22 protein-coding genes and 2 pseudogenes are annotated in these 19,346 nt (G+C 40.0%); 7 read left to right on the plus strand and 17 right to left on the minus strand.

Annotation, left to right across the window (positions count from 1 at the left end):
- Nucleotides 1–31 precede the first annotated feature (31 nt).
- The 4 genes from G4D76_RS05005 (at nucleotide 32) to G4D76_RS05020 (ending at nucleotide 3,636) form a co-directional block, all read left to right on the plus strand.
- Nucleotides 32–637 (plus strand): CDP-alcohol phosphatidyltransferase family protein, encoded by a 606-nt coding sequence (locus tag G4D76_RS05005; protein WP_026858625.1) that lies wholly within the window; start codon nucleotides 32–34, stop codon nucleotides 635–637.
- Nucleotides 634–1,572 carry a phosphatidate cytidylyltransferase gene (locus tag G4D76_RS05010; RefSeq protein WP_026858624.1) on the plus strand — a complete coding sequence of 313 codons (939 nt, stop codon included), beginning with the start codon at nucleotides 634–636 and terminating at the stop codon, nucleotides 1,570–1,572. The genes G4D76_RS05005 and G4D76_RS05010 overlap by 4 nt, the downstream gene beginning before the upstream one ends.
- Before the next feature lie 9 nt (nucleotides 1,573–1,581).
- Nucleotides 1,582–2,205, plus strand: coding sequence for a lysophospholipid acyltransferase family protein (locus tag G4D76_RS05015; protein WP_213810712.1), 624 nt, complete (start codon nucleotides 1,582–1,584; stop codon nucleotides 2,203–2,205).
- Nucleotides 2,206–2,868: 663 nt separating this feature from the next.
- Nucleotides 2,869–3,636 (plus strand): class I SAM-dependent methyltransferase, encoded by a 768-nt coding sequence (locus G4D76_RS05020; protein ID WP_213810713.1) that lies wholly within the window; start codon nucleotides 2,869–2,871, stop codon nucleotides 3,634–3,636.
- Between the two features lie 134 nt (nucleotides 3,637–3,770).
- Here the strand turns inward: G4D76_RS05020 and G4D76_RS05025 are convergent.
- The 13 genes and pseudogenes from G4D76_RS05025 to G4D76_RS05075 form a co-directional block, all read right to left on the minus strand.
- A pseudogene (locus G4D76_RS05025) lies at nucleotides 3,771–4,660 on the minus strand (YitT family protein).
- Nucleotides 4,661–4,762: 102 nt separating this feature from the next.
- Nucleotides 4,763–5,986: a metal-dependent hydrolase family protein gene (locus G4D76_RS05030; protein WP_213810714.1), complete on the minus strand. Its 1,224-nt coding sequence runs from the start codon at nucleotides 5,984–5,986 to the stop codon at nucleotides 4,763–4,765.
- An 18-nt stretch (nucleotides 5,987–6,004) separates the two neighbouring features.
- On the minus strand, nucleotides 6,005–7,156 hold the full coding sequence (locus G4D76_RS05035) for a hypothetical protein (RefSeq protein ID WP_213810715.1): 1,152 nt from the start codon (nucleotides 7,154–7,156) through the stop codon (nucleotides 6,005–6,007).
- Nucleotides 7,157–7,538: 382 nt separating this feature from the next.
- Nucleotides 7,539–8,435, minus strand: coding sequence for a hypothetical protein (locus G4D76_RS05040; RefSeq protein WP_213810716.1), 897 nt, complete (start codon nucleotides 8,433–8,435; stop codon nucleotides 7,539–7,541).
- Nucleotides 8,432–8,977 carry a DUF58 domain-containing protein gene (locus tag G4D76_RS05045; RefSeq protein WP_213810717.1) on the minus strand — a complete coding sequence of 182 codons (546 nt, stop codon included), beginning with the start codon at nucleotides 8,975–8,977 and terminating at the stop codon, nucleotides 8,432–8,434. Before G4D76_RS05045 ends, G4D76_RS05040 begins: the two co-directional genes overlap by 4 nt.
- A 54-nt stretch (nucleotides 8,978–9,031) precedes the next feature.
- Nucleotides 9,032–9,400 (minus strand): hypothetical protein, encoded by a 369-nt coding sequence (locus G4D76_RS05050; RefSeq protein ID WP_213810718.1) that lies wholly within the window; start codon nucleotides 9,398–9,400, stop codon nucleotides 9,032–9,034.
- Between the two features lie 226 nt (nucleotides 9,401–9,626).
- The gene (locus G4D76_RS05055) at nucleotides 9,627–10,295 is read right to left on the minus strand and encodes an AAA family ATPase (RefSeq protein WP_371814589.1); all 669 of its coding nucleotides are present in this window, start codon (nucleotides 10,293–10,295) and stop codon (nucleotides 9,627–9,629) included.
- Nucleotides 10,296–10,332: 37 nt separating this feature from the next.
- Nucleotides 10,333–10,584, minus strand: a complete 252-nt coding sequence (locus tag G4D76_RS16670) for an AAA family ATPase (RefSeq protein WP_371814590.1) — start codon at nucleotides 10,582–10,584, stop codon at nucleotides 10,333–10,335.
- A gap of 108 nt (nucleotides 10,585–10,692) precedes the next feature.
- Complete coding sequence (locus tag G4D76_RS05060) at nucleotides 10,693–11,523, minus strand: MetQ/NlpA family ABC transporter substrate-binding protein (protein WP_213810719.1); 831 nt, start codon at nucleotides 11,521–11,523, stop codon at nucleotides 10,693–10,695.
- Nucleotides 11,524–12,222 carry a MetQ/NlpA family ABC transporter substrate-binding protein gene (locus G4D76_RS05065; RefSeq protein ID WP_213810720.1) on the minus strand — a complete coding sequence of 233 codons (699 nt, stop codon included), beginning with the start codon at nucleotides 12,220–12,222 and terminating at the stop codon, nucleotides 11,524–11,526.
- On the minus strand, nucleotides 12,219–12,350 hold the full coding sequence (locus G4D76_RS15825) for a hypothetical protein (RefSeq protein WP_256440536.1): 132 nt from the start codon (nucleotides 12,348–12,350) through the stop codon (nucleotides 12,219–12,221). The genes G4D76_RS05065 and G4D76_RS15825 overlap by 4 nt, the downstream gene beginning before the upstream one ends.
- 12 nt (nucleotides 12,351–12,362) lie before the next feature.
- Nucleotides 12,363–13,049 (minus strand): methionine ABC transporter permease, encoded by a 687-nt coding sequence (locus G4D76_RS05070; RefSeq protein WP_213810721.1) that lies wholly within the window; start codon nucleotides 13,047–13,049, stop codon nucleotides 12,363–12,365.
- Nucleotides 13,042–13,707, minus strand: a complete 666-nt coding sequence (locus G4D76_RS05075; protein WP_371814655.1) for a methionine ABC transporter ATP-binding protein — start codon at nucleotides 13,705–13,707, stop codon at nucleotides 13,042–13,044. Before G4D76_RS05075 ends, G4D76_RS05070 begins: the two co-directional genes overlap by 8 nt.
- Before the next feature lie 209 nt (nucleotides 13,708–13,916).
- Here G4D76_RS05075 and G4D76_RS16675 point away from each other — a divergent pair, with 209 nt between their 5' ends.
- Nucleotides 13,917–14,141 carry a VOC family protein gene (locus G4D76_RS16675; RefSeq protein ID WP_250130210.1) on the plus strand — a complete coding sequence of 75 codons (225 nt, stop codon included), beginning with the start codon at nucleotides 13,917–13,919 and terminating at the stop codon, nucleotides 14,139–14,141.
- 197 nt (nucleotides 14,142–14,338) lie between these two features.
- Here G4D76_RS16675 and G4D76_RS05085 read toward each other — a convergent pair whose 3' ends face one another.
- Nucleotides 14,339–14,497, minus strand: a complete 159-nt coding sequence (locus G4D76_RS05085; RefSeq protein ID WP_213810722.1) for a hypothetical protein — start codon at nucleotides 14,495–14,497, stop codon at nucleotides 14,339–14,341.
- 332 nt (nucleotides 14,498–14,829) lie between these two features.
- A complete protein-coding gene (locus tag G4D76_RS05090) occupies nucleotides 14,830–15,621 on the minus strand; it encodes a class I SAM-dependent methyltransferase (protein ID WP_026858610.1) in 792 nt (263 codons plus the stop codon).
- Between the two features lie 119 nt (nucleotides 15,622–15,740).
- Here G4D76_RS05090 and G4D76_RS05095 point away from each other — a divergent pair, with 119 nt between their 5' ends.
- Both G4D76_RS05095 and G4D76_RS05100 read left to right on the plus strand, forming a co-directional pair.
- A complete protein-coding gene (locus G4D76_RS05095; RefSeq protein ID WP_169516108.1) occupies nucleotides 15,741–15,917 on the plus strand; it encodes a hypothetical protein in 177 nt (58 codons plus the stop codon).
- Between the two features lie 72 nt (nucleotides 15,918–15,989).
- Nucleotides 15,990–17,471, plus strand: a complete 1,482-nt coding sequence (locus tag G4D76_RS05100; RefSeq protein ID WP_026858609.1) for a DHA2 family efflux MFS transporter permease subunit — start codon at nucleotides 15,990–15,992, stop codon at nucleotides 17,469–17,471.
- Between the two features lie 128 nt (nucleotides 17,472–17,599).
- On the opposite strand, the pseudogene pepT reads toward G4D76_RS05100, so the two are convergent.
- Nucleotides 17,600–18,819: pseudogene (gene pepT / locus G4D76_RS05105) on the minus strand (peptidase T).
- An 18-nt stretch (nucleotides 18,820–18,837) separates the two neighbouring features.
- Nucleotides 18,838–19,341: a GNAT family N-acetyltransferase gene (locus G4D76_RS05110; RefSeq protein ID WP_213810723.1), complete on the minus strand. Its 504-nt coding sequence runs from the start codon at nucleotides 19,339–19,341 to the stop codon at nucleotides 18,838–18,840.
- Nucleotides 19,342–19,346 lie beyond the last annotated feature (5 nt).

Raw genomic sequence — 19,346 nt, forward strand, 5'->3', positions numbered from 1 at the left:
TTTTGGCTATAGAATATTGGAGTGATTTTAAATGATCAGCATTTATGAATTAAAACCAAAATTCCAGCAGATGCTTATGCCGCTCGTAAATCTTCTTCACAAAAATCATGTCACCCCGAATCAGGTGACAATATCAGCATGCCTATTATCAATAATTATAGGTGTGCTTTTTTATTTTAATTATGAATCATCATGGATCTATGCTGTCATTCCGGTATTCATGTTTGTCCGTATGGCGATGAACGCTATTGACGGTGTTCTCGCTAAAAAATTCAGCTTACAAAGCCGCCTCGGAAAAGTTTTAAATGAACTGACAGATGTCATCAGTGATACTGCATTATTCATTCCTTTTTTACTCCTCACTCAAACCTTACCGGTGAGCGTAATTATTTTTATCTCACTATCAATTATTAGTGAAATGGCAGGAGTGCTGTCGGAAGTCAATTCAGGTGAACGGCGTTATGATGGACCGATGGGTAAAAGCGACCGCGCATTTTTAATCGGTGCTGTTGCAGTATTCCTCCTTTTCAATGTACCGCTCGAACCATACTTGCATATCGTGTTCATTATCGCCTCAATATTAATAGCAGTTAATATTTATAAACGCACAGTCGGCGGACTGGAGGAAACACAATGAATATAAACTTACTGACAGATGAAGTCCTGTACGTCTTAATTGGCATTGTTGCTGTGCTGATAATTTCTACGCTTATTACTAAAATAATGAAGCAGAAAAATAACTCGAGCGGATTGAAAGAAGTTGAGATGCGCATCCGTTCATGGTGGGTAATGTTCATCATTTTTACATTCGCTCTGATTATTCATTCAACAATTTCACTCATCTTTATGGCACTGCTTTGTTTCCTCGCTTTAAAAGAATATTTTTCACTCATTCCGTTTAACCGCGCACACCGGCTTGTTCTGTTCTGGGCGTATATGACGATTCCTGTACAGTTTTCTTTAATATATCTAGGCTGGTACGGAATGTTTATCGTGTTCATTCCTGTCTATATGTTTCTGCTTATTCCTATTCAGGCAATTATTGTCGGAGAAACTAAAAACTTTCTCCGTTCCATCGCAACGGTGCAATGGGGAGTCATGCTTATGGTTTTCGGACTGTCTCATCTGGCCTTTTTGCTCGTTCTGCCAGGACGTGAGGACAGCGTCGCCGGTGCGGGTCTTGTACTGTTTTTAGTAGTCCTTACACAGGCGAACGATGTTGCACAGTTTATATGGGGGAAATTACTCGGCAAAAAGAAAATTATTCCAAAAGTATCTCCGAACAAAACGTGGGCCGGATTTATCGGCGGCGTGCTGACTACAACAGTACTCGCTGTTATTTTAGCTCCCTTAATTACACCATTCTCTCTTCTTGCGAGCATCATCGCCGGCTTGTACATCGGCTTAACTGGTTTTATCGGCGACGTTAATATCTCTGCATTAAAACGCGATTTAAATATTAAGGATACTTCAGCAATCATTCCCGGGCACGGCGGGATACTGGACCGTGTGGATTCACTGACATATACAGCACCGCTGTTTTTCCACTTTACGAGATACTTCTACTTTTAGGTGATGATTATGAAAAATATACTGTTTGCTCTGTTAGTAAGACCAGTCATATTATTTATCTTAGGTTTAAATATTAGAAGAAAACATAAGCTGCCGGATAAAGGACCCTGTGTAATTATTGCAAACCATAACAGTCATCTCGATACACTAGTGCTGATGTCTTTATTCAGAGGGAAAAGCTTTGCGAAGGTCCGCCCAGTTGCAGCGGGTGATTATTTTATGAAGAATAAGTTCCTCGCCTTCTTCTCGACGAAAGTCATGAACATTATTCCGATAGAACGGAAAATGACACGCGACTTCAGAGGAATGTTCAAGCCTGTACTTGAAGCCCTGGACGACGACGGCATTATTATATTATTTCCTGAAGGATCCCGCGGTGAAGCAGAACAGCTGAGTAAATATAAGAGCGGTATTTATTATCTAATGCGTGAAAAACCGGAAGTGCCAATAGTTCCGCTTTTTATTCACGGTCTTGGTAAAGCACTGCCGAAAGGTTCATTTGTTTTTGTGCCGTTCTTTGATATCTTTGTCGGAGATAAATTTTTCTATACCGACAACCGCAATGATTTTATGGTTGAAATGAATGAACGTATGGACGCCTTGCAGAAGGAAGGACAATTTAGCGAATGGTAATGATAATATATTTATATGGGGACTCGCTGAAGCAACGTGGTTTTTTATCATTCCGGATGTGATTTTGTCGCTGTATGCGCTTCGTACGAAAAGATTTAAATATGTTGTATATGCGAATATAGTCGCCGTCTCGGGGGCAATGCTCGGCGGTATAATAATATTTATATGGAGCAGTCTGCATTCTGAGTCTGTCGAAACAATGATGCTCAGCATTCCTGCTGTTCATGATTATATGATTGAACATGTCCATAGCTCTATGTCAGACAACACATTTACCGCACTGATCACTGGCCCGCTCTTCGGTGTACCATATAAACTATTGCTTCAGCTGCCCCGGAGCATACAGGAATCTTACTGTTTCTCGTATTTACAATTCCAGCAAGGCTGCTGCGATTTCTATCTGTATCTGTCATCGCCTATGTGCTGTCACATTATGTCTTTAAGACACTCTTTATGCGTATGAAAATTATAATATGGTTTGTTGTGGCTGATTGTTTACATCATTTACTTCAATATACACAGTCCGATTTAAACTTTAGCCCCTCGCATACATAACCTAAAGTTATATAATTTAATAATATTGATAATCTTTACTTATTATATGGTGATAAAATTAAATAGAAATAGATATCTAATTATTCAGTCATAAAATGATAATGGTTTTTGGATATTAAAGAAGATGTTAAAAAACAGTTCGCAAGGAGTGCTGATTCTTACGTCAGCAGTAAAATACACCGTCTTGGCGGTGATTTGACATTAATAGAAATGGCACAGACTGAAAAGTCGGACCTTGCACTCGATGCTGCGACAGGCGGCGGACATACAGCGAATGCGCTCGCTCCGCTTGTTAAGCGCGTAACTGCTCTCGATCTCACACCGGAAATGCTTGCTTCTGCCGAAAAATTCATTACGGGTAACGGCCATACCAATGTAGAATTTGTCGAAGGCGATGCTGAGAACATGCCTTTTGAGGATGAGACATTTGATATTGTTACTTGCCGTATTGCGCCCCATCACTTCCCAAATATTACAGAATTCATAAAGGAAGTCTCCCGTGTTCTTAAACCTGGCGGTCGTTTTCTTTTGAATGACAATGCCGCTCCTGAAAAAGATGAATTTGACCATTTCTATAATAAAATCGAAAAGCTGCGTGACTATAGTCACTTCAGGGCGTGGAAAAAATCGGAGTGGTTCCAAATGCTCGAGCTGGAAAACTTTGAAATTTCCGAAATGCACCGTTTTGAGAAACACTTTGAGTTTGAAAACTGGTGTACCCGTATGCATCTAACCAATGATGAGATTGAAAACCTTACTGATATTATGGTGAACGCTAATGAAGATGTAAAACGAAAATTCCGAATCGAGGAGCAGGATAATCAAATTGAATCGTTCCAGGGAGAAGCTGTACTTTTAAGTGCTGTTAAACGATAAAAAGGGCGGGGACAAAAGCCCTGAGAAAATAAAAAATATTTGTTATAGACGAAATCCGTACGTTATTCTCCAAGGAGTCTAACGTACGGATTATTAGTTTTAGAAATATTTTCGGTCCAGCGCTTTTAAATATATTAAATCAGGTAATTTCCAAGTACACTGTTTACATCGTGCACGACGACAAACGCCTGATCGTCATTCGCTTTAATAAGTCGTTTCAAGCGGTTAAGCTGTGATTTATTAATAACAACAAATAATATATCTTTTTCTTCTTTTGAATAGTAGCCGTGTCCGTCTAATATCGTAACACCACGATGTATTTTCGTATTGATTAAGTTTGCAAGCAGGTCCGGATCTCTTGAGATAATCGTGACTGCCTTTTTCGGATTCATACCTTCAATAATGAAGTCCATGACTTTTGTTGCGATATATAAGGCGATAACTGTTAAGAGCACCTGCTCAAGGGACATTACTGTCAGTCCGATTGTAATTACAATTAAATCGAAGAACAGCAGTGCATATGAAACGTTGACATCTAAAAATTTGTTAGCCATCTTTGCTAAAATTGTCGTCCCTGCTGTAGTTGAACCAATACGGATAATTAACCCGATCCCCATACCGATAGTCCGCCAAAGACTGTATTGATTAAAATTTCGTCTGTTTGTATATGCCAGGATTCCGTTACCCACAGGGCAAGCGATGTCATTGGAATCGTAAATATTGTATACAGCATCGCGCGTCTGCCTAAAAACTTAAAGCCGACGATAAGTATAAGGAAGTTCATTATTAAGTTTGATAATGCTGTCGGTATACCGTAGGCATAAAATAAAATAATCGAGAGACCGATGAAACCGCCCTCACCGAGGTTTCCTGCAATCATAAAGCTGTTAACCCCGATAGCGAAGAGAAATGATCCTACGATGATAGTCAGAACGTTAATTAACGTCTGTACAGTGAACTCTGAATTAAATGATAGTCTTATCTTTTCGAACCGGGTATTCTTTAAAGCTTTTCTGATTTTCATGCATATCCCCCTTTGATTACTTATACTTTTTCTATGTTATATTACTTTAACATATCTTTCAACGCATGAAAAAAGCCGTCACAGCGGACGGCTTACTTTTTATTATATGCTTTTCAGTATTTTTCCATCTTTTGCCACTACTTTAATTTCATCGTTATTTTTTAGAATCCCAATATCTTCAAGCGGGTTATTTTCAGTTAGAATAAAGTCTGCAATGTAACCTTCTTTAACAAGACCAAGGTCATCAATCTCCATACATTCAGCTGCATTTTTAGTTGAAATAACAATTGCGTCCATCGGTGTTGCTCCTGATTCCACCATAAGTTCAAGTTCACGCAGGTTCGTACCGTGTTTAAATACTCCGGCATCTGTACCCATCGCAATATTTACGCCCGCATCGTACGCCTTCTTAAAGCTCGCTCTGTGGTCATCCATAACTTCTTTTGATTTCTGCAGTCCTACTGCGGAAATTCCGAGTTCATCAGCAAATTCTATTACTGACACCGGCGCCAGCAGTGTTGGCACTAAATAAGTTCCTTTTACTTTCATCTGCTCAATTACTTCATCATCTAAATATATGCCGTGTTCAATCGAATGAATTCCTGCTTCAACACAATTTTTAATACCTTCAAGCCCCTGCGCGTGGGCCATAACTTTAACACCATTTCTAAACTGCGCTTCTTCGACGATTACTTTTAATTCATCCAGCGAGTACTGTGTAAATTTAGGATGATCTGTCGGGCTTGAAACTCCGCCCGTTGCCATAACTTTAATCACATCTGCTCCGGCACGCAGTAATTCACGTGTTTTTTTGCGGACTTCTTCAACACCATCAGCAATACCATCCGGCATTCCTTCATACGGTCTCACAATGCCGAGATCCACACCTGAATAATTGTAGCCGTCACCGTGACCTCCCGTGATCGATAATGCATTGATAGAAACCTGCATTCGTGGTCCGACGATTAAACCGTCATTGATTGCCTGTTTGAACCCAAGCGAGCTTCCAAGTGCATCTCTCACTGTTGTTATACCTGCATTGATCGTTCTTTCTGCATATTGAGCCGCTTCATAAAAATGATATGAAAATGGAGTCGCAACACGTTCTGTGAGCGGTTTAAATTCTGTCGATAAATGCACATGCGTATCGATCATGCCCGGCAGCATGTATTTACCCTGTCCGTCAATAACCTCTGCACTATTTGTTTCAACAGCAGTGCCAATATGTGTGAACTTGCCATCCTCAATAACGACCGTGACATTTTCTTTAACGTCAGCACCGCTACCGTCAATTAAATTGATATTTTCTACGATTAATTTACTCATTATATAATAACCCCTTTTTTATAACATTCCCATAACAAATGATGCAACTACTACAGATGCGACTGTTACGGTAACAAATCCGCCAATCAGCATCGGTGTCACAATCTCATTAAATACACGTGTTTCGTCTACCTGATTATCAGTAGTACTGCGTGATACTTCTTCGCAAATAATATAGTCCCCCGGGAATCCAACGAGTGCTGTAAGCGCAATCGGCATTCCTTTAAACGGATGCCAGCCGACTGCTTTCGACGCGATAAACCCGCCAATCGCCAAGCCTCCGACACCGCAGACTAATATTAAGAGCACTGCTGGTATATTATTAATAACGTCCTGAGGCGTAATTCCGCCCATCGTGCCGATGATGACAAATATTAGCGCCACCATCATAAAACTGAATGAATTTGATTTTTCCAAGACACCTTGCGGAAACAGTCTTCCATTCAGCATTAAAATACCAAACAGCAGACAGAATAACGTAAAGTGAAGACCTGTCCATTCGCTTAATACTGTAGCGGCTGCTGCCAGAACAAACACTGTAAATAATAAGATAATATTATTTTTCAAAAGATTAAACCTTACCGGTACTTCTTCTTCTTTTTGCGCAGCAATTTCATCTTCTGTCACCTTAGTCGTACTGACATAGTGGCCTGCATAGCGTTTTAAGAAGAACGCGATTAACGGCATGCCGATTGGTGTCTGGAATGCTGCGATTAAAACCGGAACGACTATCATTGCTGTCAGTCCGATTTCTGTCAGTTTCTCAGTCGTAATTAATAATGCTACAACTCCGCCCGATATCGGACCGACGCCGCTCGCTGCAGTTTCAAAATCAAAAACAACAGGTACAATCAGCAGCACTAAAGCAAGTGCACCAATTAATCCGCTCAGTGAAATTACAACTGCACGCCATTGTTTTTTCAATATACTTAAAGGCATCAAAGTTCCCATATGTATAATCAGCGGCCCGATTAATAATGCACCCAGTGCCGGCAGTGTAGATAATTCTAAAATATTCTCAGGGAATACCCCTGTCCATGTTAATAATAGAAAACCGATCATTGCTGTCATTAGCATAGGTATACGTGCTCTTGAATAAATCGAGATCACTTCACCAAGTGCCAGTAAAGCAAACAGCATGACGGTTGCAACTAATGGTTCTTCAATCATATTTCTTCCCCCTTTTAAGGTATTGTTCGAATTATACGACAATTCAAACAATAAATAAATATGATTACGTTTCCATAGAGGGAATTTTCTGAATTAATTGTTTTTAATGACGAGTTTCTTCTTAAAATCCTTAATCATTTCTTTAAATTCACCGAATTCCTCTGACGTTAATTCTTTGCTGTCATAACGGTATTTTTATAACGTTCCAGCATACCTTCATATTTCTTCAGTGAGTCCGACTCTCGTTACCCACTCATCGATTGTTTCCCCGTGATAACGTCCAAGATCTCTTTTAGCGAGCCATTCTCAAAGCATAATACGGTTTCTTACTTTACTGTCGGGGCTGCTCCCGTTTTCTTATAATTTTCAAGACTGCTGTCTGTCACAAACGTTTTGTATGCCGCAGCTTCAGAACTTCTTTTTTTGGACTGCTTCGTTTCTTAAAGTACATTATAAGGAAGATTGTAATAACGACAGCAAGCAGTATTAATAAAATCGTCATTACGGGCACATTACCGAGCGCAGCGGTCCCCTCAAATGACTCCTCTACAGCATCGCCGTCTTCATTCACTTCCATCTGCTCCTGTTCCATCTCGGGGAATTTAAACTCTACCGTTTCTAAATATGAGAAGAATGGTCTCAGCAGCATAATAAACCCGTTTAATAGAAAGATAAATATTGTATGAATAGCAAATACAGCGTACTTATACAAACCTGTAAACAATGCAGCTGCACCGATTAATAAGAGTGACGACATTATAAATATTTGTATCCTTGAACTGAACCGGTAGCCGCTTCCTGTCATCAGCATAATAATTCTTCCTAAAAAGTAGAACACAAACATGCCGATAGCAGTTAAATGAATGAGCAGCTGATGTGCTTGTAAAACCGGTGTATTAATCAGATTAATTATAATAAGAAGCACGAGCATGATTATCAGCATCTTATCGTTATAATGATTGTTAATATTATCGTGCAGCTGTTCGAGCGTCCATACTGCAAAACCTGTTACTAAAAAAGCTGTCAGCCAGTAGGATCCAAAAATCATTAACAGCAAAATTCCGAGCGGTACAAGAAAGTACACATAGGATAACTGCCATCTCCTTGCGATACTATGGCTCAGCACCAGCAGTATTAAAAGAACCGCGGCAAGCGGCAGCACATGACTCTCATGCTCTGCTGTATTATGAATATTAATCAGTATTCCGATAAAAACCGGGACGAACATTTCCACTATGAAATAAAATACAAATTGCGAATAGTACTTTACTTTGTTCATGGAGCCACCGCCTTAGCTGCAGGCGCTTTTTTTCCGTAGCGTTCGAGCCCATTTTCATTCAGCTGGTATATCGTGATGCCCCGATGTAAAAAATACGCAAGCTCCCTGTCAATCAGTGCATCAGTTTCTCCGGTAAAAATAATATGCGACGGTACTTTTTCATACAGTCTCACATGATTTAAAAAACGTTCAAACGCGATTGTAAAAGTAACTGTTTTAATTTTTGCCAGTGCTTCAAGCACAGGCCTGTAACTCTTAATCCCATTTAACTCATCAATTCTGAAATAACTGCCTTCATCGAAAGTCTTCATATTCGCAATCAGACTGTACGTAATATCTTCCTTTGCTATTTCCCCTGTTAAAAAACTAAGTTTTTCAAATATCGTTTCAATATTTTTAGGCGGAGCAAAAACAGATTCAGAACGCAGATTAACAAGAATCAGCCACTCGGTATAAGTTGTCTTCTCGTAAATTTTCGACTGCAGACTGCCGGTTTTTGCTGACTGTTTCCAATTGATATCCCTGAAGGAATCCATATCCATATACTCTCTGTTGCCGATGTTAAAGCGGATCGTTTATACAGCGATTCATTATTTTTAAACAGTCCCTGCGCTATTTTTGAATTTAATCGGTTCATTATGGACAGCAAACTTATCAGGGTAAATCATAATCTCATGTTTTGCCGGACCGACTTGTTTTAAATCCATATGCCCGAAACCGAATATACGCGGAATCTTTATACGGCTCTCAACGATATAACTCACTCCGCGCCTGGCTGCGGTATACGGTACTTCAATAACAGTTTCTTTTTTCGGCAGTACTGTAAATACTGCCTTAGTTTCGGTCTGCTGGCGTATCTTTAAGGCCTGGTCCTTAGTAAATTTAATATCATTACCGGCAGTGATTGTCATTTCCGCACCTAACACCGGCATTATTCCACTTTGTGCGATGCGGATTTTTACCACTCCGGACTCGCCTTTATAATGCCTGACCTCATCGTTAATAATCGATCTTCATATTTTTCATAACATTTTTTTCGTAAATTCTGTTCAGCACCATACCGGATAATATAATCCCGAGTATAAATACGATGTAGTGATTCAATGTTGCAGCATAAAATATATCAAAATAATCAGTACAGCAGCCACAACTGCAAAAAGTGCCGCAGCAGGCGCTTCGCTGTAGTCGTATTTATACCTCATCACGACTCACTCCAAATTCCACCGGCACAGGCACATCATTTAAAATATCCTGAATCAGCCCCTCACCCGTAGTGAGTGTCATCCCTTCTATATTAAGCACTATCCGGTGAGACAGCACATAAGGAGCAGCATATTTAATATCTTCAGGTGTGACGTAGTCACGATTATTAATCAGTGCAACCCCCATCCCGGCACGCATTAAACCAAGTGTTCCCCTGGGTGAGACACCGAGAGCTGTATGTTTATGCTCACGCGTCTCCTGCACTATATCAATTATATATTCTTTCACTGCATCGTTAATACGTATTTCAGCTGCTTGTTTGCGAAGATTCATAATTTCTTCCCTCGTAAACACCGGATTGACAGTAACAGAATTTTTACCTCTTTGCATATCCAGCATCATCAGTTCTTCATTCCGTTCGGGATAGCTCAGTGTAATCTTCATCAGAAAACGGTCCATCTGGGCTTCCGGCAAGTCAAATGTACCCTGTCTCGATTCAATTGGATTCTGCGTTGCCAGCACGATAAATAAATCATCGAGTTCAACCCGCTCCCCGTCAATCGTTACCTGACGCTCTTCCATCACTTCAAGCAGTGCCGACTGCGTTCTCGGCGTTGCTCTGTTTATTTCATCAGCCAGCAGAACATTTGTATTCACCGGTCCCATCCTTAAATCAAAACTCTGTGTTTTCGGATTATACTATATTCATTCCCGTAATATCCGTCGGCAATACATCCGGCGTAAACTGAATACGGGAAAACTTCCCGTCAACTGTCCCGGCGACAGCTTTAGACAATACCGTTTTCCCGGTTCCCGGCACACTGTCGAATAATATATGCCCTTCCTGAATCAAACTGATGAATACCAGTTCAATCACTTTATCCTGCCCGATAATTACTTTCCCTATTTCTTCTTTAAACTGTTTAAGCTTTTCTGTGACTGACATGCAATAATCCCCCTTGAAATGTATGCGTTTTCTTAATTATAACAATATTTGAACAAAATAAAAAAGCACCGAGTAAGGGAGGTCAAACTCGGTGCTTTCATTAAAAATTTATTCTGCAGGCTGACCAGGTTCAAACGCCGGTGTAAACATCTCGTGTTCAGATTCCTCCATTAAGAGGTCGTAAACTTCTTGAGATGCCAGCGCACGTTTTGCCGCCTGCATTTTTTTACTACCTGCTTTGCCTTCACGCGTTACCAGCTGGAAGGCAAATCTTTTTTCGTCTTCATCCTCAAGTAGAATTGCATCTTTCGGATAAAGTCCGATATTCGCAATTAAGTTGGGGTGTTCAAATACCAGTTCTACACCATCTTCGTATGCTGCTGTTAAGTTAAACAGGTCGACTGGTGTAAATTGAAGATCTTTAGGATTTTCAACAATATCCGATACTGCTGCATCGATTCCTGTATCCTCAGCCAGAGTAATGATTCCTGCACTGTCTAAAATCAGCAGTGCACGAGCTTCGTTCGGCGGATCACTTGGAATTGCGACCTCTGCACCATTTTCTATCTCTTCGATAGAATCGTAAACTGGTGAGTAAAAGCCGACATTGGAAATGTAAGCCGGCTGAATTGCAACCAGATCAGCACCCGCTTCTTCATTAAAACCTTCCATATACAGTTCATGCTGGCTCAGACTGCCGTCGACTTCATCATTAAATGTTGCTTCATTATATTGAATATTGTCGTTTACCGGCAGCAGCTCCATCGTATACGGTTCTTCAATTACTTCAGCCGCTGTTTCAACCATAGATGTCAGCGGTTCAGATTGAGAAGCGATAACGATATGTGTATCTTCTTCTGATGATGCACTTTCTTCATCATTTCCGCACGCTGCAAGGAAGAGTGTCAGTATAAGGAATAATGGAAATAGTTTCTTCATTTATTCCTCACCTGGTTCAAATGCAGGCTCAAGATGCGCCTTCTCTGCAAGCTCATCGAGGAAGTCATAAACTTCCTGTGACGTGAAGGCTTTGTTTAACGCTTTGATTTTATCTGAATCTGCATTGCCTTCTCGTGCAACAACGCGTAGTGCGAATGTATTTTCATCATCGTCTTCAAGCAGCACTGCATCTTCAGGAGTTAAGCCGATAGGCTCAATGTAAGTTGGATAGTTAAAGACTAACGGAATGCCGTCTTCATAAGATGCGCTTAAGTTAAGCAGATCAACATGTGTAAATTTAAGGTCTTTAGGGTTTTCTTCAATATCATCGACAGATGCTTCGAAAGTAACGTCGTCAGCTAATGTAATAATTCCTGCTTCATCGAGTATCATCAATGCACGTGCTTCGTTTGTTGGATCGCTCGGAATTGCAACTTCTGCCCCGTCTTCCAGCTCATCGATTGAATCGTATACCGGTGAATAGAAACCGACAATTGCATTATAAATCTCTTCCATTGCAACTAAATCCGCATCACTTTCTTCGTTGAACTGTTCCATAAACGGTTCATGCTGTGCGAAACTCGCATCAGCTTCATCGTTAAATACTTCATTGTACTGAATGTTATCTGCAACTTCTACCAGCTTAACCGTGTAGGGCTCTTCGATATTTTCTGCGACAATTTCAACAACATCCGTCATTGTGTCGTCTGTGCGACAACTGTAATCTCATTATCTTCTTCAACAGTTTCTTCCCCATTGCCGCATGCTGCCAACATTAAAACAAAAGCACTTAAAACACTCACTAACCAATACTTTCTGTTCATCATACTAATCCCCTTTTATCTTTTATCAATTTTTCTTGCCAGCCATAAACCGAACCACTGCGCAATCTGCACAAAGATAATAATAATAACAATCGCAGTGTACATAATGTCTGTTTCATAGCGCTGATAACCGTAACGGATTGCAAAGTCACCAATACCCCCGCCTCCGACAACACCCATTATTGTTGAGTAGGAAATAAAACTTACAAACGCAGTGGAGAAGCCGATGATTAGAGAGCTTCTTGCCTCTACAAATAAGAATCGGTAAACCAGCTGCGGTATTGACGCTCCAAGCGCCTGTGCTGTTTCAACAACACCTTTTGGCACATCGAGAAGAGACTGCTGCACAAATCTTGCATACAGTGCAATCGCGATGACCATCAGAGGAAATGATGCAGCAACAGGGTCTCCGGTGGCCCGACCGTAAACTTCCCGTATCAGCGGCTGCATCGCAATAACGAGCAGCAGAAATGGAAATGACCGCACGATATTTACGACAACGTTCGCCGTATGGTAAATAAATTTGTTATGTAACGGTTTATCTTTATCTGTTAAGTAAAGCAGTGTTCCGAGCGGCAGTCCGAGTACTATTGCTGCAATCATTGCGAAACCCATCATAATTCCTGTTTCATTCAAACTGGTTAATAAGTTCGGCCAGTATTCTGCAACACGCTCAAAATAAATTGATATTATCTCACTCATTTTTCAGCACCTCTACTATACGGTCATAATATGAGGCGTCCGACAATGCATGAGCTGACGGTTTTATATCGATTGTATCGATTATTCTGCCCTCTTCCAGTACCAGTGTCCGGTCGCATAATTGCTTAATCACATTCAATTCATGGGTCACGACGACAATCGTCATTCCGTATACTTCGTGTGCACGTTTCAGCACGCTGACAATCTCGTCCGTTGTTTTTTCATCCAGCGCACTGGTTGGTTCATCGCACAGCAGGATTTTCGGATTCGTAATTAAAGCGCGGGCAATGCCGACACGCTGTTTCTGACCGCCTGACAGCTGTCCCGGATAGTTATCTTTCTTATCGCTCAAACCGACGAATGCCAAGACTTCATCGATATTTAAAGAAGATTCAAAATTATGCAGTTTTAACGGCAGCATTATATTTTCCACCACTGTCTTATTATTCAGCAAATTGAACTGCTGAAAAATCATGCCTATTTTTTTGCGGTATTTTCTTAACTGTTTCGCTGACAGGCTGCTGACATTTTCGCCATCTACTATTACTGTTCCATCGTCCGGTGTTTCTAAAGCATTAATCATGCGGAGAAGCGTCGACTTGCCCGATCCGCTCTCACCGATAATGCCGAATTTTTCACTTTCTTTATGTGAACAGATATATTATCCAAAGCACTGAAAGGTCCACTTTGGCCCTGGTACTGTTTAACAACACCATTTAACGCAATCATTTAATGCCTCCTTTGCAAATTTCATCTGCAGCAAACTGTTATAATAAAATATAGATATGTAACAGTTTTTAAACTGTATCAGTCTGTTCTCATAAAATTGTAAACAATACTATATCAGTTGTAAAGGGGGAAAATAAAATGAGAGCAGCAATGCCCTTCCTAACGTTTGAGGGACGTGCCTTTGAAGCACTTGAATACTATAAAGAGGTGTTCCATCACTTCGATATTATCCAGCTTGTGAACTATACAGATTCAAATAAAGTACAGCAGGCAATTATACGCATCGGTGAAATGCATCTGATGATTCGCGATTCAGAAGTACCTTCTGAATTCACATTTACGCCAAGTATGTCTATCTATTGAATGTGAAAATTTAAATGAAATTGAACTGCTGTACAGAAAGCTGAAGAAAAATGGAGCCATTCATATTCCGCTGGATGACTATAACGTGAGTAAACGCTATCATGGATTCAGGATCAGTTCGGTGTATCGTGGCAATTAAATTTAATTTAAACACAAAAAAGCCATTCCTCTCTCTTCAGGAATGGCAACATTTATATTTAACTGGTATTACGAGATAAAGCGCTGATTAATTTATTTAAAAATGGACGCTTAACTTTTTCGTTACTTTTCTTCTCTGTTAAAATTGAATTATTATACGCAATTTCTTTATATTCCTGCATACGAACTTCTGCTGTAAGTTTATCAGATATAATCATTTTCAGTCCTCCTTTTTGAAATTTTATATTAGAGTATTTCTCTGTACCTCTTTTATGTATCTTAATAATACTATATACACCAAGGTATTTCAAAGATTATGTGATGATTTATCAAAGTAAATCTATTACCAATTTTTAGTTAATTCACTTACAAAAATAAATTAATGTAGTAAAATTTTATATATTTTAAACCTTATATACATTATTCATTCTTGCGCATAATAACCCGTATTGTTATCGTTTTCATTAATTAATTATGTATTGAAACGTTTTCATTTTTTGAGCAGAAAAATAAAAAAGAGCGAAATAATCGCCCTTTTTTAACCTAAATATTACTTATGTTTATTTCTTAATATTGCTACATTCAATACGTGAGGGACTTTATGTTTTTTCTCGTCGTCCATGGAATTCAGCAGTTCTGCAATTTTTCCCATTGTCTTGTCCATCTGTTTCTTTTTAAAGCTGACAAGCCATGATGAAGTACCCAATCTGCCGAGCCATTCCTGATCTGTAAACTTAACTTTGTATTCATGCTTGAAGAACTCTTCAAGATCTAATTTTTCATGACGCCAGTCGCTGAACCATTCAACAGGGAAACCATTAATCTTTTGAATTGAATCATCTTTGGATCCGGCTGGTTTTAATTCTTCGTGTTTGGAATTTTTCTTAACAATTTTCATTGAGTCTTTCATCATCTTGCTGGAAACTTTAAATCCGATATCCGCGACGATTAAAATGCCATCCGGTTTAAGAATACGTCTCGCTTCTTTAGCTGCTTTCTCGCTGTCAAACCAATGCCAGGATCTCATTACGATAACAATATCATACGTATCATCTGCGAGGCCTGTTTTTTCCGCAGTACCTTTAGTAAAACTGATTCTGTCATCATTGCCGACATATTTCTTGCCAATTTCAATAAACTCTTCTGATGGTTCAACTGCATCGACAATTGCACCGTAGTCGCTCAATGCTTTACTGACGAACCCCGGACCGGCTCCGATGTCTGCAACTTTGCTTCCTGATACGTCGACATTTCTCTTAGCCAGTTCTTCAAAAAATACACTTGGAATATCATTTCTGTGTTTAAAATACTCCTCGGCATAATTATGAAAATTTGTCTTCATAATAAGTTTCCCTCCACTAATACTGATTACCTTATATTATCAAGGTATTTTACTCACATGTCTACCTTAAGGTTTGATAAGATTTAAAGATACAGTTATTTTCGAAAAGGAGGAGAATTATGACCCGAGTTTTAGGCTCTATCGTTATTATGGCACTTTGCTTTGTAGGAATTCACTGGGTTATTGAAACTTTCTTACCATCAATACCAGACACATATGCCTTGCCGATTTCAGTCTTATTAGGAGTTACAATCGGTTTCTTTATTTATATTCAGATTGATAACCGCATAGGTTAAATCTTTTTAATGAAATTTTATTTAATATGGGGTATGATAGTTAAATTGATTTTATGGTAAAGGGGAAAATAAATGTCTGAAATATCTCAGAAAAAACCGGATTACAAATTAATAATTATTTTATTATCCGGTGCTTTCATCTCGTTCTTATCGAACACTTTTTTAAATGTCGCTCTTCCCGCAATCAAAAATGATTTTGGGATTTCGACTTCAGCTGTTCAATGGGTTTCCACATCCTATATGCTGGTTTCCGGTATTATCATACCAACCACAGCATATTTGATGCAGAAATTCAGCGCCAGAACTTTATTCCTAACAGCCATGTCGCTGTTTCTTCTCGGTACTATCGTTGCCGGAATCTCACCGACTTTTATCGTTCTGATTTTAGGCCGTATGATTCAGGCATCAGGTTCTGCAATGCTGATGCCGCTTTTAATGAATATTATGATCAGCAGCTTCCCGCCTGATAAACGCGGGACCGCGATGGGACTGTTCAGTTTAGTGATGTTCTTCGCACCTGCAATCGGACCGACTGTATCCGGTGTTGTCGTCGAAAACTATTCATGGCATATGCTTTTCTATATGATGATTCCTATTCTGATTATCGTTCTCGCTGTCGGATTTTGGAAACTTCCTGAAATACAGCAGAAACGGGAAGCACATATTGATATAACTTCCATTATCCTGTCCACTATCGGATTCGGCGGAGTACTTTACGGTTTAAGTTCTGCAGGAGAGAATGGACTGGCAAGCTCAAACGTGTTAATTCCGCTGCTCTTGGGTATTGCGGCTATTACGCTTTATGTCATGAGACAGTTCAAACTGGAACATCCGATGCTCGACTTCAGAGTATATAAATACCGGATGTACACAATTGCTTCACTGATTATCGGTGCCGCAAATATGGCATTATTTGCGGGAATGATTTTAATTCCTATTTTCATGCAGGACATTCAGGGGCTGAGCCCGCTGGATACAGGTCTTTTAATGCTTCCCGGGGCATTGATTATGGGACTGATGAGTCCTGTATCAGGTAAGCTGTTTGATATGTACGGACCGAAAGTAATGGCAATTACCGGACTGACTATGGCAGTTGTCACAACATTCTTCCTGAGCCGTCTCGAAATAGATACATCATTCTCGTATCTGTTAACAATTTATATGATTCGCGCTCTTGGTATGACGATGGTCAATACACCTGTAATGACTAACGGCATGAACTCACTGCCGGCTCACTTGACGCCGCATGGTTCATCACTGAACAGTATGCTGAATCAGGTCAGCGGCTCGATCGGAATTGCACTCCTGATTACAGTAATGCAGACATATACAAACATTACTGTAAACAAAATGGATAATCCTACAGAAGCAATGATTAACCAGGCAACACTGGAAGGTATTAACTTATCATTCCTCGTTGGCACAAGCTTCTTATTCTTAGCGCTTATCGCTTCGTTCTTTTTGAAACAGTCTAATGCCACAGATACAATCGGTAAGTCGCTTGCTAAAGCACGTCCGATAAATGACGAAAAGAAAAAAATCAGCAGAGATTAGTCTCTGCCGATTTTTTATCACTAATAGTAATATCTTTTGATATAAAAAATGCCTTTGCTTTCCTGGGGCATCAGCTTGAACCTGTAGTTTCAAGCTGATGCTATTCCCCTAGGAGTCAAAGGCATTTTTTATTTTGCGTTTAATTCAATGATTTTAACAATTGTCTTTGCCGATTTTTCCATATCCTCTATCGAAGCGAATTCAAATTTTCCATGAAAGTTTTCTCCGCCTGTAAAGATATTCGGTGCCGGCAGTCCTTTATAAGACAGCTGCGACCCGTCTGTTCCTCCGCGAACTGGTTGAATTACCGGTTCAATTTCCAATGATTTCATTGCTTCTTCAGCAAGATTTACAATGGTCATATCTTTTTCTATAATTTCTTTCATATTATAATACTGGTCGGCCATATCCAGTTCTATTGCTGCTTCCGGATATTTATCCCGGAAGTCAGTAATTTTCTGTTCTACAGCTTCTTTACGTTCTTTAAATGATGCTGTATCAAAGTCACGGATAATCATATTGAATTCTGCTGTTTCCACGTCACCTGTGAAATTTGATATATGATTGAACCCTTCATAGCCTGCTGTCTTCTCAGGTGTGTCGTCCGCGTCAAAACCGGTAATAATATCAGCTGCAATACGGACAGCATTCACCATTTTATTTTTCGCTGTGCCGGGATGGACACTGTTTCCTGTCACTTTCACTGTTGCGCCTGCAGCATTAAAGCTTTCATACTGCAGTTCACCTAAAGGACCGCCGTCGACTGTGTAGGCGAAGTCAGCATCGAATTTTTCAACGTCGAAGTCATGCGGGCCCCGACCGATTTCTTCATCTGGTGTAAATCCTACTTTTACTGTACCGTGTTTTATTTCTGGATGATTAATTAAATATTCTACAGCTGTTACTATTTCTGCGACACCTGCTTTATTGTCTGCACCAAGCAATGTGGTACCGTCAGTCGTCATCAGTGTGTGGCCCTTGTAATTATTTAAATTCGGGAACTGTTCCGGTGACAGTACAATATCCAGTGCGTCGTTAAGCGTAATGCTGCCGCCTTCGTATTTTACGAGCTGCGGCTTAACATTTGTTCCTGTAAAATCAGTTGCAGTATCAACGTGAGCTAAAAATCCAATTGTTTTTTACCTTCAGTATTTGCAGGCAGAGCTGCGAACAGATAACCTTTATCGTCTAAGTTAACATCACTCATGCCGATTGCATTCAGTTCCGTCTCCAGTTCTTTTAAGAGATTCCACTGTTTGTCCGTCGACGGCACTGTTTCACTCGATGCGTCCGACTGTGTATCGATTTTTGCATATCTTGATAAACGTTCAATTAATTCTTCTTTCATTAGTTTCATCCCCTATGTTTATATCTTAGTAATATCATCATAACCGTAAAATGATTCCTGTATAGATACTCCGTCGATGGTAATCGTTTCTTCTCCGAGATAATAACCGCCCATATGTTTATAAAAATTCACCGTCGGATTTTCCGACAGCACGGCAATAACCATTTTTTTATAACCGCGTTCCGCTAAATTTCTTACAGCATTTTCAAACAGGGCACGTCCTATGCCTTTGCCATGAACATGTTCGTAAGAATATATCGCATACAGTTCTCCGTCGAATTCCGGATATGTATCCTTATCTCTGTTTTCTCCGCCGATAGCGAAGCCGACAATTTCTCCGTCGAGCTCGGCAACATAGAGCGGCTGGTTTACCGCTGCCTGCTTCCAAATTTCCTCTCTCTTTTTTACATCCAGACTGTCGAGATAACTTTTAGGCACAATGCCGGGATACGTAGTATTCCAGCTTTCAACCTGAACTTGTGCGATACCCCGTGCGTCTCTTGGTGCTGCTAAACGGATCATAAATA

Origin of the sequence: Jeotgalicoccus sp. WY2, from assembly GCF_018437745.1 — a bacterium.
GTDB classification, from domain to species: domain Bacteria; phylum Bacillota; class Bacilli; order Staphylococcales; family Salinicoccaceae; genus Jeotgalicoccus; species Jeotgalicoccus psychrophilus.

What these genes read in the sequence shown, in the direction of transcription:
- G4D76_RS05005 (WP_026858625.1), top strand. Translation starts at nt 32, where the DNA reads ATGATCAGCATTTATGAATTAAAACCAAAATTCCAGCAGATGCTTATG.
- G4D76_RS05010 (WP_026858624.1), top strand. Translation starts at nt 634, where the DNA reads ATGAATATAAACTTACTGACAGATGAAGTCCTGTACGTCTTAATTGGC.
- G4D76_RS05015 (WP_213810712.1), top strand. Translation starts at nt 1,582, where the DNA reads ATGAAAAATATACTGTTTGCTCTGTTAGTAAGACCAGTCATATTATTT.
- G4D76_RS05030 (WP_213810714.1), bottom strand. Translation starts at nt 5,986, where the DNA reads ATGAGTAAATTAATCGTAGAAAATATCAATTTAATTGACGGTAGCGGT.
- G4D76_RS05035 (WP_213810715.1), bottom strand. Translation starts at nt 7,156, where the DNA reads ATGATTGAAGAACCATTAGTTGCAACCGTCATGCTGTTTGCTTTACTG.
- G4D76_RS05040 (WP_213810716.1), bottom strand. Translation starts at nt 8,435, where the DNA reads ATGAACAAAGTAAAGTACTATTCGCAATTTGTATTTTATTTCATAGTG.
- G4D76_RS05045 (WP_213810717.1), bottom strand. Translation starts at nt 8,977, where the DNA reads ATGGATATGGATTCCTTCAGGGATATCAATTGGAAACAGTCAGCAAAA.
- G4D76_RS16670 (WP_371814590.1), bottom strand. Translation starts at nt 10,584, where the DNA reads ATGTCAGTCACAGAAAAGCTTAAACAGTTTAAAGAAGAAATAGGGAAA.
- G4D76_RS05060 (WP_213810719.1), bottom strand. Translation starts at nt 11,523, where the DNA reads ATGAAGAAACTATTTCCATTATTCCTTATACTGACACTCTTCCTTGCA.
- G4D76_RS05065 (WP_213810720.1), bottom strand. Translation starts at nt 12,222, where the DNA reads ATGACGGATGTTGTTGAAATTGTCGCAGAAAATATCGAAGAGCCCTAC.
- G4D76_RS15825 (WP_256440536.1), bottom strand. Translation starts at nt 12,350, where the DNA reads ATGATGAACAGAAAGTATTGGTTAGTGAGTGTTTTAAGTGCTTTTGTT.
- G4D76_RS05070 (WP_213810721.1), bottom strand. Translation starts at nt 13,049, where the DNA reads ATGAGTGAGATAATATCAATTTATTTTGAGCGTGTTGCAGAATACTGG.
- G4D76_RS16675 (WP_250130210.1), top strand. Translation starts at nt 13,917, where the DNA reads ATGAGAGCAGCAATGCCCTTCCTAACGTTTGAGGGACGTGCCTTTGAA.
- G4D76_RS05085 (WP_213810722.1), bottom strand. Translation starts at nt 14,497, where the DNA reads ATGATTATATCTGATAAACTTACAGCAGAAGTTCGTATGCAGGAATAT.
- G4D76_RS05090 (WP_026858610.1), bottom strand. Translation starts at nt 15,621, where the DNA reads ATGAAGACAAATTTTCATAATTATGCCGAGGAGTATTTTAAACACAGA.
- G4D76_RS05095 (WP_169516108.1), top strand. Translation starts at nt 15,741, where the DNA reads ATGACCCGAGTTTTAGGCTCTATCGTTATTATGGCACTTTGCTTTGTA.
- G4D76_RS05100 (WP_026858609.1), top strand. Translation starts at nt 15,990, where the DNA reads ATGTCTGAAATATCTCAGAAAAAACCGGATTACAAATTAATAATTATT.
- G4D76_RS05110 (WP_213810723.1), bottom strand. Translation starts at nt 19,341, where the DNA reads ATGATCCGTTTAGCAGCACCAAGAGACGCACGGGGTATCGCACAAGTT.